A 12,961-nucleotide genomic window follows, 5' to 3' on the forward strand; every position below is an offset into this window, starting at 1 on the left:
CGTGGGGGACGATATGGACGACGAGAAGACGATCACCGAACAGGCGATGGACACCATCACCACTGCTGTGGAAGCGACCAAGGACGCCGCTGTCACGGCCGTCAAAAAGGTGAAGAAAGCCGCCAAGAAGGTCGCGAAGAAAGTAGCGCCCAAGAAGGCTTCCAAGAAGGCGAAGAAAGCTTCGAAGAAGGCCGCCAAGAAGTCGTCGAAGAAGGCAGCCAAGAAATCCGTGAAGAAAGCTTCCAAGAAAGCCGCCAAGAAGAAAAAGGCCAAGAAGGCGAAGCGCTGATCGCAGCGGCTCGAGTGTCTCCGGTTGCGGGCGGCGACCGGAGACAGCACCCGCCCTACCCGCGCTTCCTGGCCGCGCGCCGGCCCTCGTGATGCTCGCCTTGCGGATCGCGGAATTCGCTACGATGGCCGCGCCGGTCCTCCTTGGCGAAGCGCCGCCGCTTCTCGGGCGAGCCGAACTGCTTGATCACCTTCCTGCCGTTGATCTTCTTGATGACGTAACCGCCCTCGGTCATCGAGAACGGCTCCTTCAGGGTTCCCTTGTGGTCGAACCTGGTGCCGCGGGGATGCTTGAACGGTTCGAACCAGGACGGATAGACGAAGTTGGACATCTCAAAACCGTTGACGAGGAAGGAGTCCTCCTCCACGGCGTCGCAGACCTCGTAGGCGTATTGCGTGTTCCTGTTCTTGTCGGCCCAGAGATTGGCCATGGGATCGAGCACCATCTCGAACAGCTCATGCGACGCAGCCAGGCTGACAGAATCGTCCTCGCCGAGCGCCTTGAGGAAAATTTTCGAGATCGGTTGACCGCGATGCGTCAGCTCATGCCGCCCGAGGAAGTTCTTGTGGGTGGCGTCGTCGAAATAGACGAGTTGCCAGTCCGTCGGTTTCGGCTTCCTCGTGACATCGAGATCGACGGGGTAGCCCCAGACCGGCAGGAAATGCTCGTCGTAGCATTTCTGGAGCGCGGCGGTGAGCCTCGCCATCATCCGGTCGCTCATCATCTCCTCCGCGTAGTTGATGCAGGCAATCCGGACCGGCTTCAGGGACCTGCCGAGCAGTGCGCGCCGCGCCTTCTTCATGGAAATCACCGTTGCGAAAGGGAAACTGAAATGCGTCCAGCCTAACACGAACTTGCGGCGCACGTCAGGGATGTATTCCGGAGATTTGGTCTACCGGTCTAGAACCGCCGGTTGACCAAGAACACCGCAGCCGCGCACATCGCCATGCCGAAAATCGCCAGCGCATCGAGCTTCTCGCCGAACAGCAGATACGCCATCAGCGCCGTGACCGCCGGCACCAGATAGAACAGGCTCGCGACCGAGGTCGCCGCGGCGTGACGGATCAGCCAGTACAGCAGCCCGATCGATCCGATCGAAAGCGCCACGGCGAGCCAGCCCAGCGCGAGCACGAACTCCTGCGTCCAGTGCACGACGCGATCCTCGAACAGGAAAGCACCGATCGTGAAGAAGATCGTGACGGAGACGTATTGCACCAGATTGCCGGCGCGCCAGTCGATGTGGTTGCAGTAGCGGCGCTGATAGAGTGTGCCGAGCGTGATGGAGATCAGCGAGACCACCGAGGCGAGCCAGCCGAGCCCGGCTTCGCCGGTCATGGGCCGGCCGTGCAGGATCAGCACGACGCCGCCGAGACCGAGCACGAGGCCGGCCCATTGCACCGGCGTCACCTTCTCGCCGAGCCAGCGGTTGGCGATGGTCGAGGTCAGGATCGGCTGCAGGCCCGGGATCAGCGCCGACAACCCGGCCGGAATCGAATGCGCGATCGCGATCGCGGTCCCGCCGAGATAGAAGCCGTGGACGAGGATGCCGGCCACGGCGCTGTGCGCAATGCCGATACGATCGGGCCATTTCGGACGTGCGATCGCCGCGATGATCGTCATCAGGCCGACCACCACCGCCATGCGGATGGCGAGGTAGGTCAAGGGATCGGCGTTGTTGATGACGTATTTGGTGCCGATGAATCCGGTGCTCCAGAGCACGACGAACAGGATCGGCGCGGCGCGGGCGGTCAATGCTTCTTGATTATGGTTCATTGCCGCCCTCATTGCCCCACCGGGGCCTATGCGGCAATGCGAATTTCCACGTGAGAGATGCTGCGCCGCGACAGAGCGCGGAAGCGCCGGATCAGTTCAACCGCTCACCATTCTTCCGGACAGGGATCGACGATCCTCCAGAGATCGACACCGTTTTTGATCTTCTTCATGTCGGTGGTGAGCCCGCCATTGCGGCGGATCCAGTCCTTCACCTTGTCAGGATAATAGGACATCAAATCGGAGGTCCCCTCCGCGCTGGTGACCTTGATGCCGAAGGTGAAGGCCTTGTCGTAATAGGCCTGGTGGAAGCCGAGGCTCGCGCGCGGCGTCACGCAGATCTTGTTCATCGGCACGATGCCGAGCACCAGGGTGCAGGCCGAGTTGCAGATGCCGTCGATGATGACGCGCTCGCCTTTCTCGCGGACGCGCTTGTACTTGGCCTTGTACTCCTCGACGTAGCCGCCGTGGTCACGGGTGATGTGCAGCTCGGCGCGCGCCGGCGTGGTGGCGGCGATGCAGAGCAACAGCAGGCTCAGAAGCTTGATGCGCATGGCGGCGTGACGACGAAAGCCTTCAGGAATGGACCGGCCTCGAAGGACCCCCAAAGGGCCGGCAACAGGATTCTCAACCGAATTTGTTTGGTCATACTTGTGTGGGGAATTCGTTAAGCATCCCGAAAAGGCCAAAAATGGGCAGCCACGGACGGCCATTCCGGCAATTCTGTCACACCCACCCGGGAATCTGCGGGATTGGCCCCGATTTACGGCCCCTGGACGGGTGTCCCGGCGGCTCGAACTGGCTATAAACGGCTTACCTATTCGAGCGGGTTCCGGAGAATCGAGATGAGCAAATTCAAGCTTGTAGCCGCGGTTGCTGCCTTGTCGGCCGCAATCCTAGCCCCTGGTCTCGCGGAGGCACGGGGACATCACCGGTACCATCGTTACGCAAGCCCGCTGCCCTACCCGATCAGCTATGTGCATAATTACGGCCCCGGCATCACGCCCGGCACCTTCGCCTTCTACGACGGCCCCTCGACCAATCACTGCTACCGCAGCGCCGCCGCCTATGTCGGCCAGGACCGCCGCCGGCATCCCTGCTACTGAGGGACGCCAGCGCGTCCTGACGGGCGTCCCTATCTGGCGGCGCCCGTCAGCAGCAACTGCTTCTCGATTTCATAAACCGGCAGCTTGACGAGGTCCTTGCCGACTTCGCCCTGAAGCGCCTTGCGCACCGCGTCCGAATAGTCGGCGCGGATCATGCCGAGCGCGCGCGGTGAGGCTACCATGGTCAGGGCCCTGGTCTCGCCCGCACTGACGGCGGTATCGAGCCGGCCGGCCAGGCTGCGCAGAAAGGCGCGCTCCGCCTCGTCATGCCAATCTGTCTGCTCGACCGAACTGCGCGCGCCGCCGGCCGCGGCATGCAGCCGGCCCGGCGCATCGGTCCCTTGCGCGCTGGTCGACGGATTGGGCTGCTCGTGCACCTCTTTGGTGTGGAGGTTCGGAAACATCCCGTCGCCGAGGTTTTCCAGAATGAGCGCCTTGCGCCCATCGCACACGACCAGCCAGTCACCTTTGTCTAATCTCATCTTGTCCATTGCACAGCTCCAAGCAATCCGTGAGCCCGCCCATCGATGTCCTCGAAAGCCAGGCCACGGCGACAAGACTAGGGACGAAGCCGCGTCGGTGAATTGCGCAGGATCAAGGATGCCGGCGACGTCCTGCAGAGGGCGCGCGCAGCATTGGTCACGCGCCCGAACCTGGGATAGTCTCTCGAGGCCGAAGGTCAGGCCTGCGGCGGATTGGCTGAAGATTTGTTCATCAGCATTACATTTCGGTTCCGGCCACAATTTGATCAGAACAACTTCGATATCCTGTACTGCGTAAGCGGAGGAAGACATCATGAAGATTAAGATTGGCCTCGTCGCCGCATCCCTGTTCGGTGCCATCGCGGCATCGCCGGCGGCGTCCGCCATGCCCATCGCACCCGCGCCTGCGACACCGCAGGCCTCCGGCGTCGAGCAGGTCCGCATGGTCTGCGATGCCTGGGGGCGCTGTTTCTGGCGTCCGAACGTTTATGGATATTACGGTCCGCGGCCGTACTACGGCCCCCGATATTATGGCCCGCGCTATTATGGTCCCCGCCCTTACGGGCCCCGCTATTACGGCTACCGCCGCTGGTGACCTCACGAGGGGCCCTCCGGGGGCCCTTCGCTTTTGCGCGATCGTGAACGGCGACATGATCCAATCTAGACTGGTTCCAAAACTGATCTAGATCAAAGACGACGCGCGCCATCCCGTCATGCTGTCTCGATGGTGGATTTTATTGTTTTCCGGTGCCCCCAGACGGGCATGAACGTGCAAACGCATTTGGAAAAGCAGCACAGACCTGAAGGTCGCAGCTTCGAGTCCATCACCTGTCCCGCATGCACGAGGCTCCACTTTATCGACCTCGCCACCGGCCAGCCGATGAACCGAGACCGTTGACGCTGACATCGATCAGCCCGGCCTCGTGGCATGATGTCCGCAATACTACGGCCCGGAATCCGGTTTACTGAATCGTCGTGTTTCGCCAAAGATGGCGATGTACCGAAGTTCATTTGATTGTCACATTTCAACACCCGGCCGGACGCATGTTCTTTGACGCGCTTGCCCCCTCTACCGCCCTTCAGTTGGTCCGCTTTGCCGATGTCGACGCGTTTCGACCGGCCGAATCGCTCGAAGATGCCCGGAGCATTCCGTTAGACGTCACCAATTTCGCGGCGGCGCGCGCGGTCGTGAACCTGCCGGCGTGCCGGATCATCGTCGCGAAGTCGTTTGCCCGCATCCTCGATACCGCCTATCGCGCACCGGGCGGCATGGTGATACTGCCGATGACCGACGATCTGCGCGCAAAGTCGAGCGGGCTTGATCTCGACGCACGCTTCTTCGTGGCCCTGCGCGGCAACCATGACTGCCATTTCGTCGAGCCCCAGATCAATTATCACGCGCTGATCATCTTCTCGCCCTTGCTCAGGGATCGCGGCTGGTTCGATCGTGCCGATAGATTGTGGGTCCGCGTCGCTGACCGTGCCGCTCAACTCCACGCCAGGCAGCTCGTGCTCGACATTCTGCGCACCGCCTCGGTCGAGCCGCACATGTTCGAGACGACGGAGGTCGCCGGACACCTCCAGGAGGGCCTGTTGCTCGCCATCGATGATCTGTTTCGCATTGACCCGCTGGCGGACGGCGTTGCTCCGATTCCGGGCGCCCGATCCGCGAAGCTCGTGCAGCAGATCGACGATTATGTCGCAGCCTATCCGACCGCGCCGATCTATACGGCCGATCTCGCCGGTGCATTCGGTGTCTCGGTGCGGACTCTCAGCGGCGCGGTGACCAAGGTGCGCGGCATGAGCCTGCACCAGTACATCCGCCTGAAGCGGCTGTGGGCGACCCGCACACAGCTCCTCAGGAGCAGTGGTGCGTCGGTCGCCACATGCGCACGCGCCCAGGGCTTTCATCACCTCGGCGAGTTTGCCGCCGCCTACCGTGCGACCTTCCACGAAGCTCCTTCCGCAACGCTGGCGCGCGGCCGGCAAACCGGTCTTTCGGCACACTGACCGCCCGGCGCCAGATGCCGGCCTCGGACTCGCGTTTCGATCCCTGGAACCAGTTCCCTTGAGCCACGTTATTTTGCCAGGCACCCCGCGAGATCCCAAACGCGGGGTTTTTCTGGCCGTCATCAAACCCGGTTCAAGGAAGCGAATGTCCATCAGCCGCAATTTGTTGTTTCTGATCATCGGCGCTCTGGTCGTCACCGCAGGCGTGCTGGGCTACAATCTCTACCAGGAGAAAAGCAGCCCGACGGCGTCCAGATCAATGTGGGCCCCAATGGGCTGAAGATCCAAGGCAAGTAGACAGGCTACGCGGATTAGGGCCGCCTGGTCCCGTAGCCCTGATCTGATAAAGCCCTGATCTGACACATGGCGCGCTCGGAGAGATTCGAACTCCCGACCCTCGGAATCGAAATCCGATGCTCTATCCAGCTGAGCTACGAGCGCCTTGGCCCTGGGATTGGGCCGAAACCAGAACTACCGGACCGCGGCTGGCAGGCCAGCACGCCGAGCGGGGTTCGGGTGGGTTCGAATTAGCAGAGAGACTGACCAATAAAAAGCCCCACCCGTCTCGTTCCGAGGCGGGTCGAAGGCAATGTCACCAGGTCGTGTTGAAAAGCCCGAAATGCGGCTGTTGGGCCACCAGCATCATCGGACGGCCCTGCTGCTGCGGCGCCGGATGTACCCGGGCGACCTTGCGCTTGGGCTGAACGTGAGGAGCCTGGACCTGGGTGACCTCTGCCTGCGACTTGGCGTCGGTCCTGCTCCCCGCGGCGGTCTCGGCCTTGGGAGCCGGCGTGAACTGGGCAAAGGTTTCGCGCACCCTTGCCTTGGCCGACATCTCAGCCAACACGTCAGCCCGCACGGGCTGCTGCGGCGCGGCCACAGCGGCCGTCTTCAGCGCGGGCGCGACAATCGTCGGCTGGCTGGTGTCAATCACGACGCGATCCGGCAGGTGACGATCCGACCGGATCCGGATCAGCGGCTGATCATTGCTTGCGATCGCTTTGGCGACGGGCGCGGTTGGCCAGACGAAGTCCGCCCCGAACAACAGTGCGAGCAAAGCTCCACCGACAAACATGAAATACCGAAAGATGGGCATTGGCCGCACTCCGCCCACCGCATCCCCGCGTGGGCACTTCGCCTTAACAGGCGATACTCTGATTGGTTCCTGCACCCGGCCCTGCGGTTCAAATGGCAACGCCGAGTTTTTTACCAAGGGGCAATGACCGTCACTTTTCCGCTACCGGCCAACGCCGCGCCTTACGCACGCCGTGCGGCAATTAGCGAACACTTTGCCTGATCGGCATTAACGTTGATGAAGCCAACGGCCACGCGCACAAACGTTTTGCGGCTCTTCATGTTAACGGTATCGGCCAGCACGCGGCTGCGGTTGGTGAGATGACTGCCATCGCGCCGTGCGAACGCGCAAACGACCTCCAGATCCTGCACGGCATAGTCATTGTCGTTTCGCAACGTGAAGGTCACCAGTGCCTTCGAGCCGAGCCCGCCGCGACGCCAAGTCTGCGATGAAATTCTGAGGCGATCGATCTCCGCCGCAGTTGAAGCCTGAGCAATCGGCAAGGCCACAGTTGCCACATCGCTGGGGGCAGCAGGCTCGAAGGTAGCCGTGTCGGACTTCACCGGCTCGGTACTGCTTCCTTTGGAGAGAGGCAGCAGCATCCAGACACCGCAGCCGACAATGAGGACCGCCAGCCCCCATAGCAGGCCTCGGCCGAACGTGACGCTCGCGATCATCACAGTCCGCGCCAGTCGCTCGCCGTTCCCGACAAAACGTCCCAACCCGATCCGGTCAAACCTCGCACTCATGGGTATGTCACCGATGGTGGCCGAAGCATCTTCGACGACTGAGCCACTGCTTACCTTAATCGAGCAGACGAACTAGGGTTCCCGCGCAGATGCAGATCGGCGAGGACGGTGGCGATCGCCGGCCGTGGTCGCTAATATGCGCTGCAACATCGAAGCCCCGTTGGGAGAACATGAAATGCCCGTCGTCGTCACCTGGGATCACATCCATCTGCGCAGCCCCGATCCGGAGGCCACCGCAAGCTGGCTGCAGGACATTCTCGGTGGCGAAGTCGCGCGCGCACCGGGACGGATCGACGTGAATCTCGGCGGCGCAAAAATCTTCATCGCGCCGCTCGAGGGCGACAACGCCGTCAACCCGCCGCCCCCGCACCCGCATCAGGGCCTCGACCATTTCGGTCTCACGGTGAAGGACATCGACGCCGTCGCGGCCGAGCTCAAGGCCAAGGGTGTCACCTTCACGCGCGAGCCGACCACCCTCCGGCCAGGCGTGCGCATCTGCTTCATTCGCGGCCCCGAAGGCATCTCGATCGAGTTGCTCGAGCGCGACAAGAAATACACCTGACGCAGCACGCACCAGGTATCGACGAGAAGCCGGGCGCGCTGCCGCCCGGCTAAGTCATGCTACCGGGCATAAAGCAGCGGATGGTCACGCCCGTATAGCCGTAGATCGGCCAGACCATGGTCCGGCCCACACGGTTCGGCTCCGAGATGACGGCCTCCTCGGGCACGTCGACCCAGACGAGCTCCTGCTGCTGGCCGTCGAGCACATAGCCCAGACGCGGGACACGGACACGAAAATGTCCGTCCTTGCTCTCCCAGTCGGTGTCCGAGAGCGCCGAGCCGTCGGCATCGGAGCAGCACGGCCCCTTGCCGCTTCGCAATCCGTCGAACCAGGCCTTCAAATCGGCATTGGTGTTGACGAACTGGCCGCGATCGCGCGCGTAGCCGAGCGGGGCAACGAGGGCGATCAGGGCCAAGGCACAAGGCAGGCTCGCCACGCTTGGCCAGCGTGTCGCGCGACTTGTCCTCCGGTGTTGGCTTTTGCAATTCGTGGAACGCGCACTGTACAGACGCGGCTCATGGCCGCCGGAATCGATCCAGTTGGTCACGTTGCTCTTGCTCCAGCACCCCGCGGCTAGTGCAACAATGGTCATGCATTTCGCGGGCCAGTTTTGATTCGCTCCAACTGGCCTCGCCCCGCAAATGAGACGGTCATAGCCCTGTCGCAGGCAAGCCGGGACAATTACGGCTCGTCGGTGGGCGGCGCGTGGCCGGCAAACTGCCGCGTTGCGCGGGCGGATACGCTTTGGCATAAAAGCACTACCGGTTACGCCATTGGGCGATGGCGGCCGGCCTACGGGACGTTATGAAGAACGGCCTCTATTCGATTCACGTGAACCTGCTCGATGGTCGGGTCGGCAAGGGCAGCGGCGTGATTCTTTTCCGCGATGGCAAGATCCTCGGCGGCGATGCCTACCTCTATTACACCGGCAGCTACGTGGTGAAGGACAACACCTTCAAGGGTGAGGTGCTGGTGCAGCGGCACACCTCCCCGCGAGGCGACGACAATCCCCTGTTCGGCGGGCCTGCGGCGGTCGGCATTGGCGTCAGCGGCACCTTCACCGATACGCGCGGGGACATGACGGGCACGGCGCTGGTCGGCAAGGCCAGCCAGATCTTCGGCGCCACGCTGCACAAACTTGCCGACGCAGATTAGGCGCAAAGCTATTCGGCAGCCTGCTCCAGCGGAGCCACCCGCGGCAGGATGATCTGGATCCGCGTCCCCTCGCCCTGCTCGGAATCCAGATCAAGCCGGCCGCCAAGCCTGTTGGTGACGATGCTGTAGACGATGTGCAGGCCGAGACCGGTGCCGCCCTGGTCGCGCCGCGTCGTGAAGAACGGGTCGAAGGCGCGGCGGCGGACGTCGAGCGACATGCCGCAGCCATTGTCGGCGAAGATGATCTCGACATTGTCCTTGCCGGACTCGCGCACCTGGATGTCGATGATCCCCGGACGTCCATCCGGAAAGGCGTGCGCCACCGAGTTGAGAAACAAATTGGTCAGCACCTGGCCATAGGGGCCGGGATAGCTGTTCATGGTCAGGCTGGGCTGGCACTCGACGTTGAGCGTCAGATTGTGTTTGCGCAGGCCTGGCCGCAGGCTCATCACCACCTGCTCGGTGAGATCGCCGAGGTCGAAGCTGCGCTGATCCGAATAGTTTCGGTCGGCAGCTACCTGCTTGAACGACTGGATCAGCTCGGCGGCGCGGTTGAGATTGGAGACGAGCTGCGAGGACGCATCGCGGCTGGTGTTGAGGAAATCATTGAGCGTGGAGCGGCGAAGCTCGCCGCGCTCGACCTCGGCGGTGAACATCGCGGTCTTGCGCTCCAGCGCGGACGCCACGGTGAGGCTGATGCCGACGGGATTGTTGACCTCATGCGCGACGCCGGCAACGAGCCGTCCTAGGGCGGCGAGCTTCTCCGCCTCAATCAGCGAAGCCTGGGTCTCGCGCAGATTGCGCAGCGCGGTCTCGGCGGATTCCTTGGCTTTGCGCATCTCTTGCTCGCCGCGCTTGCGCTCGCCGATGTCGAGCGCCACGGTGACGATCCGCTCGATCCCGCCGTCGGCGTCGAGCAGCGGCAGCTTGTTGACCAGCCATTGCCGCATGTTGCCGGAGGAATCCTTGTACTCCTCCTCGTAAAAGCCGAGGCCCCTGCGCAAATTCAGTACGCGCTTGTCGTTCTCGTCGGTCTTGGCCGCGCCGTAGCGCGACATCAGGTCGGCGGTCGTGCGGCCGAGTGCGTCGCCGGGCTCGATGCCGAAGATACCAGCCATGTAGCGGTTCATCAGCACGTAGCGCAGATCGCGGTCCTTGACGTTGATGACCGCGGGCACGGTGTCGATGACCTGCTGGAGCAGGCGCCGGCCTTCGGCGATGGCGTCCTCCGCCCGCTTCTGGTCGGTGATGTCGCGCAGCGTGCCCTCATATCGCACGATGTTGCCCGCCTCGTCACGCACGCCCGTGGCACTGTCGGAAAGCCACAGGATGTTGCCGCTGCGCTGGCGCACCTGGTACTCGAATTCGCGCACCATGCCGTCGCGCGTCATCAGCCGCTGGTATTCGACGCGCGCTTCGGGATGGACGTAGATCGTATGGGCGATGTCGTTGATGCTGTCGATCAGCTGCTGCGGGCTGTCGTAGCCCATCATCCGCGCCAGCGCCGGATTGGCGTTGAGGAGGTCGCCGGCCGGCGTGGTCACGTAGATGCCGTCGACCGAGCCCTCGAACAGTTTTCGGTAGCTCTCCTCGGCCAGACGCTGCTCGGTGAGCGCGCGCACCGCCGCCTCGCGCGCCGTGTCGGCTTCCTCCAGCGCACGGCGGAACACTTCGGCCGCGCGTGCGATGTCTCCGATCTCGTTGTCGAGGTCGGCCGACGGGATCGAGGTGTTTTTCTCGCCGGCAGCCAGCGCGCGGATCGATCTGGCGATCTTCGCCAGCGGCCGCACCGTCCGCCGCACCACGAAGCCGGCCGCGAGAATGCCGATCAGCACGCCGATGGAGCCGAGCACGATGCTCTGCCACCGCGCCTCCGTCAGCGTCCTCGCGAAGTCGCGCGACAGCACGTGGCCGCGCCTTGCGCTGACTTCGCGCAGGAGTTCGGTGACACGGCCGATCAGCCGGCCCTCGGTGCCCAGCACTTCCCGGTCGATGTCGGCGATCTGACGCTCGCGGACCGCCACCGCGATGATGGCGTCGGCGTAGTCGCTCACGGCTGCCTTCAACCTGCCATCCGCGATGTCCATCGCGCGCATGCTCTGCGCGGCCTGCTCGGCCGCAGACGGGTTGCGCGCCAGCAGTCCGAGCGCGATCCGGCTCTGCGCCTCCGACAGGCGCGAGGCCAGCTCACGGTCCGCGGTAGCCCCGACGGCCGTGTCGAACCGGTCGCGCAGGGGCGGCAGGCCGGCGAGCAGCTGGGCGCGGCGGTCGATCAGGGTGGAGATCCGCTCCAGGCCGTTGCGGTAGGTCGCAAGGCGCTCGGTGACCCCGTCGATCATGTCCTGCTGCTCGGGAGCGAGCTCGATGCGGGTCTTCTTCAGGATATCACTCAGCGTCGAGGCCGCCTCGCCCACCTGCTTGAACTGGATGCCGGCGCCGGGATCGGTGACGAAGTCGCGCGCGGCAAGGCGCAACTCGTTCATGCGGCGGTCGATGTCCTCGGCGAGGTCGCCGACGCTCTGGAGCCGCTGCAACTCGGCGAAGGTCGTGTCGATGTGCCGGATCGCGATCACGCTCGCGGTCGAGGTGACGATGATCACCGCCAGCACCAACAGGAAGCTGCCGAACGTGAGCTGGCCGATGGAGAGCGAGAAGATTCGCTTTTTCTCAGGGGTCGGCGTCAATTCGGCGGACATGGGTGTGGTTGAGGGACCGGGCTACTGGGGGCCCAATATACGACGTAATGCCCCTCCGGGGGAACATGCCTCAGGCCGGCCAATATCCTTAATATCGGAGTCCATCCCCTCCCGATTATGACGGTTTGGCACTGGCCGGCCTGCGCGCCGGGATCGTCATGGCGGCGACCCCGAGGACAACGCAGGCAAGCCCGACCCAAGCGGTCCGGCTCAGGGTTTCCCCAAGGAAGGTCACGCTGATGGCGACCCCGATGGGCACGCGCAGATAGGCCTGCGCGGTCGTGCCGACCGAACCCAGGGTCTGGATCAGGCGGAAATAGATCGCAAACGCCGCCGCGGTCGAGAACACTGCCAGGGCCAGCAGCGCCAGCACCGAGCTCAGCGAAGGCGACAGCGTCCAGGGCTGCTCGACGATCAGCGATGCCGGGATCAGGGCCGCCGCCCCTGCCAGCAGCGAGCCGGCCGCAGGCGCCATGGGATCGAGACCCTTGAAGTTGCGGCCGAAGATCGCGGCGCAGGCGTAGCAGATGGTGGCGGCGACGATGGCGGCTTCCGCGACCAGGCCGCTGCCGACGTCATGGACGGCGTCGACACCGACGATCAGCAGGATACCGGCCATGCCGGCGACCACGCCGAACAGTTTTCGCGGCGACGTCGCCTCGTGGCGGGTGACGATCGCCGTGAGCAGGAAAGTGAAGATCGGTCCTGCGGAATTGAGGATGGTCGCGAGCGCGGCATCGACGTGGCGCTCGCCCCAGGCGATCAGCGTCCAAGGGATGACGCTGTTGAGCACGGCCTGGAACGCGAAGCGCTGCCAGGTCGCCGCGTCGGTCGGCATCCTGATGCCGCGCGCCCACATGACGATGAGCAGCAGGAGGCCCGCAATCGCGGTGCGCGCCGCGATCAGCGTGATTGGCGGAATGGTGGCGACGCCGAGCTTGATGAAGGTGTAGGAGCCACCCCAGAGCGTTGCGAGCGCGACCAGCAGCGCCAGCTCGACGGCGATGTTGGGATCCTGCCGGTTATCCATGGTGCTCATTCCGCCTCGCTGTCCGAGGACGGAACAT

16 protein-coding genes and 1 tRNA gene are annotated in these 12,961 nt (G+C 63.7%); 7 read left to right on the forward strand and 10 right to left on the reverse strand.

Annotated elements, in window-relative coordinates; all coding sequences use genetic code 11:
- The first annotated feature begins 13 nt into the window (after positions 1–13).
- Entirely contained in the window at positions 14–289 is a 276-nt protein-coding gene (locus tag ACQ86E_RS00235) for a histone (RefSeq protein WP_431203725.1), read from the forward strand.
- Between the two features lie 55 nt (positions 290–344).
- Here the strand turns inward: ACQ86E_RS00235 and ACQ86E_RS00240 are convergent, their stop codons facing one another.
- The 3 genes from ACQ86E_RS00240 to ACQ86E_RS00250 form a co-directional block, all read right to left on the reverse strand.
- Positions 345–1,091, reverse strand: a complete 747-nt coding sequence (locus tag ACQ86E_RS00240; protein WP_431203726.1) for a hypothetical protein — start codon at positions 1,089–1,091, stop codon at positions 345–347.
- A gap of 98 nt (positions 1,092–1,189) precedes the next feature.
- The gene (locus ACQ86E_RS00245; RefSeq protein ID WP_431203727.1) at positions 1,190–2,062 is read right to left on the reverse strand and encodes a DMT family transporter; all 873 of its coding nucleotides are present in this window, start codon (positions 2,060–2,062) and stop codon (positions 1,190–1,192) included.
- A 104-nt stretch (positions 2,063–2,166) separates the two neighbouring features.
- The gene (locus ACQ86E_RS00250) at positions 2,167–2,613 is read right to left on the reverse strand and encodes a hypothetical protein (RefSeq protein WP_431203728.1); all 447 of its coding nucleotides are present in this window, start codon (positions 2,611–2,613) and stop codon (positions 2,167–2,169) included.
- 291 nt (positions 2,614–2,904) lie between these two features.
- On the opposite strand from ACQ86E_RS00250, the gene ACQ86E_RS00255 reads away from it, so the two are divergent.
- Positions 2,905–3,165, forward strand: a complete 261-nt coding sequence (locus ACQ86E_RS00255; RefSeq protein ID WP_431203729.1) for a hypothetical protein — start codon at positions 2,905–2,907, stop codon at positions 3,163–3,165.
- Positions 3,166–3,194: 29 nt separating this feature from the next.
- Here the strand turns inward: ACQ86E_RS00255 and ACQ86E_RS00260 are convergent, their stop codons facing one another.
- Positions 3,195–3,656: a host attachment protein gene (locus tag ACQ86E_RS00260; protein WP_431206636.1), complete on the reverse strand. Its 462-nt coding sequence runs from the start codon at positions 3,654–3,656 to the stop codon at positions 3,195–3,197.
- Between the two features lie 304 nt (positions 3,657–3,960).
- Here ACQ86E_RS00260 and ACQ86E_RS00265 point away from each other — a divergent pair, with 304 nt between their 5' ends.
- The 3 genes from ACQ86E_RS00265 (at position 3,961) to ACQ86E_RS00275 (ending at position 5,937) form a co-directional block, all read left to right on the forward strand.
- The gene (locus ACQ86E_RS00265; protein ID WP_431203730.1) at positions 3,961–4,242 is read left to right on the forward strand and encodes a hypothetical protein; all 282 of its coding nucleotides are present in this window, start codon (positions 3,961–3,963) and stop codon (positions 4,240–4,242) included.
- Positions 4,243–4,691: 449 nt separating this feature from the next.
- Positions 4,692–5,657: a helix-turn-helix domain-containing protein gene (locus ACQ86E_RS00270; RefSeq protein WP_431203731.1), complete on the forward strand. Its 966-nt coding sequence runs from the start codon at positions 4,692–4,694 to the stop codon at positions 5,655–5,657.
- 145 nt (positions 5,658–5,802) lie between these two features.
- On the forward strand, positions 5,803–5,937 hold the full coding sequence (locus tag ACQ86E_RS00275; protein WP_431206655.1) for a hypothetical protein: 135 nt from the start codon (positions 5,803–5,805) through the stop codon (positions 5,935–5,937).
- An 84-nt stretch (positions 5,938–6,021) separates the two neighbouring features.
- Here the strand turns inward: ACQ86E_RS00275 and ACQ86E_RS00280 are convergent.
- From ACQ86E_RS00280 to ACQ86E_RS00290, 3 genes are all read right to left on the reverse strand, one after another.
- A tRNA-Arg gene (locus ACQ86E_RS00280) sits at positions 6,022–6,098 on the reverse strand.
- 151 nt (positions 6,099–6,249) lie between these two features.
- Complete coding sequence (locus tag ACQ86E_RS00285) at positions 6,250–6,753, reverse strand: hypothetical protein (protein WP_431206637.1); 504 nt, start codon at positions 6,751–6,753, stop codon at positions 6,250–6,252.
- 161 nt (positions 6,754–6,914) lie between these two features.
- Positions 6,915–7,481 (reverse strand): hypothetical protein, encoded by a 567-nt coding sequence (locus ACQ86E_RS00290; protein WP_431203732.1) that lies wholly within the window; start codon positions 7,479–7,481, stop codon positions 6,915–6,917.
- A 175-nt stretch (positions 7,482–7,656) separates the two neighbouring features.
- Here ACQ86E_RS00290 and ACQ86E_RS00295 point away from each other — a divergent pair, with 175 nt between their 5' ends.
- A complete protein-coding gene (locus ACQ86E_RS00295) occupies positions 7,657–8,043 on the forward strand; it encodes a VOC family protein (protein WP_431203733.1) in 387 nt (128 codons plus the stop codon).
- A 49-nt stretch (positions 8,044–8,092) separates the two neighbouring features.
- Here ACQ86E_RS00295 and ACQ86E_RS00300 read toward each other — a convergent pair whose 3' ends face one another.
- Positions 8,093–8,590 (reverse strand): hypothetical protein, encoded by a 498-nt coding sequence (locus ACQ86E_RS00300; protein WP_431203734.1) that lies wholly within the window; start codon positions 8,588–8,590, stop codon positions 8,093–8,095.
- 257 nt (positions 8,591–8,847) lie between these two features.
- On the opposite strand from ACQ86E_RS00300, the gene ACQ86E_RS00305 reads away from it, so the two are divergent.
- Complete coding sequence (locus tag ACQ86E_RS00305; protein WP_162006267.1) at positions 8,848–9,198, forward strand: GrlR family regulatory protein; 351 nt, start codon at positions 8,848–8,850, stop codon at positions 9,196–9,198.
- An 8-nt stretch (positions 9,199–9,206) separates the two neighbouring features.
- Here the strand turns inward: ACQ86E_RS00305 and ACQ86E_RS00310 are convergent, their stop codons facing one another.
- Entirely contained in the window at positions 9,207–11,894 is a 2,688-nt protein-coding gene (locus ACQ86E_RS00310) for a PAS domain S-box protein (RefSeq protein ID WP_431203735.1), read from the reverse strand.
- Between the two features lie 115 nt (positions 11,895–12,009).
- A complete protein-coding gene (locus ACQ86E_RS00315; RefSeq protein WP_431206638.1) occupies positions 12,010–12,924 on the reverse strand; it encodes a DMT family transporter in 915 nt (304 codons plus the stop codon).
- Positions 12,925–12,961 lie beyond the last annotated feature (37 nt).

It is taken from the genome of Bradyrhizobium betae, assembly GCF_050632175.1.
GTDB classification, from domain to species: domain Bacteria; phylum Pseudomonadota; class Alphaproteobacteria; order Rhizobiales; family Xanthobacteraceae; genus Bradyrhizobium; species Bradyrhizobium betae_B.

Coding starts and splice junctions, on each gene's coding strand:
- ACQ86E_RS00235 (WP_431203725.1), top strand. CDS start 14: ATGGACGACGAGAAGACGATCACCGAACAGGCGATGGACACCATCACC.
- ACQ86E_RS00240 (WP_431203726.1), bottom strand. CDS start 1,091: ATGAAGAAGGCGCGGCGCGCACTGCTCGGCAGGTCCCTGAAGCCGGTC.
- ACQ86E_RS00245 (WP_431203727.1), bottom strand. CDS start 2,062: ATGAACCATAATCAAGAAGCATTGACCGCCCGCGCCGCGCCGATCCTG.
- ACQ86E_RS00250 (WP_431203728.1), bottom strand. CDS start 2,613: ATGCGCATCAAGCTTCTGAGCCTGCTGTTGCTCTGCATCGCCGCCACC.
- ACQ86E_RS00255 (WP_431203729.1), top strand. CDS start 2,905: ATGAGCAAATTCAAGCTTGTAGCCGCGGTTGCTGCCTTGTCGGCCGCA.
- ACQ86E_RS00260 (WP_431206636.1), bottom strand. CDS start 3,656: ATGGACAAGATGAGATTAGACAAAGGTGACTGGCTGGTCGTGTGCGAT.
- ACQ86E_RS00265 (WP_431203730.1), top strand. CDS start 3,961: ATGAAGATTAAGATTGGCCTCGTCGCCGCATCCCTGTTCGGTGCCATC.
- ACQ86E_RS00270 (WP_431203731.1), top strand. CDS start 4,692: ATGTTCTTTGACGCGCTTGCCCCCTCTACCGCCCTTCAGTTGGTCCGC.
- ACQ86E_RS00275 (WP_431206655.1), top strand. CDS start 5,803: ATGTCCATCAGCCGCAATTTGTTGTTTCTGATCATCGGCGCTCTGGTC.
- ACQ86E_RS00285 (WP_431206637.1), bottom strand. CDS start 6,753: ATGCCCATCTTTCGGTATTTCATGTTTGTCGGTGGAGCTTTGCTCGCA.
- ACQ86E_RS00290 (WP_431203732.1), bottom strand. CDS start 7,481: ATGAGTGCGAGGTTTGACCGGATCGGGTTGGGACGTTTTGTCGGGAAC.
- ACQ86E_RS00295 (WP_431203733.1), top strand. CDS start 7,657: ATGCCCGTCGTCGTCACCTGGGATCACATCCATCTGCGCAGCCCCGAT.
- ACQ86E_RS00305 (WP_162006267.1), top strand. CDS start 8,848: ATGAAGAACGGCCTCTATTCGATTCACGTGAACCTGCTCGATGGTCGG.
- ACQ86E_RS00310 (WP_431203735.1), bottom strand. CDS start 11,894: ATGTCCGCCGAATTGACGCCGACCCCTGAGAAAAAGCGAATCTTCTCG.
- ACQ86E_RS00315 (WP_431206638.1), bottom strand. CDS start 12,924: ATGGATAACCGGCAGGATCCCAACATCGCCGTCGAGCTGGCGCTGCTG.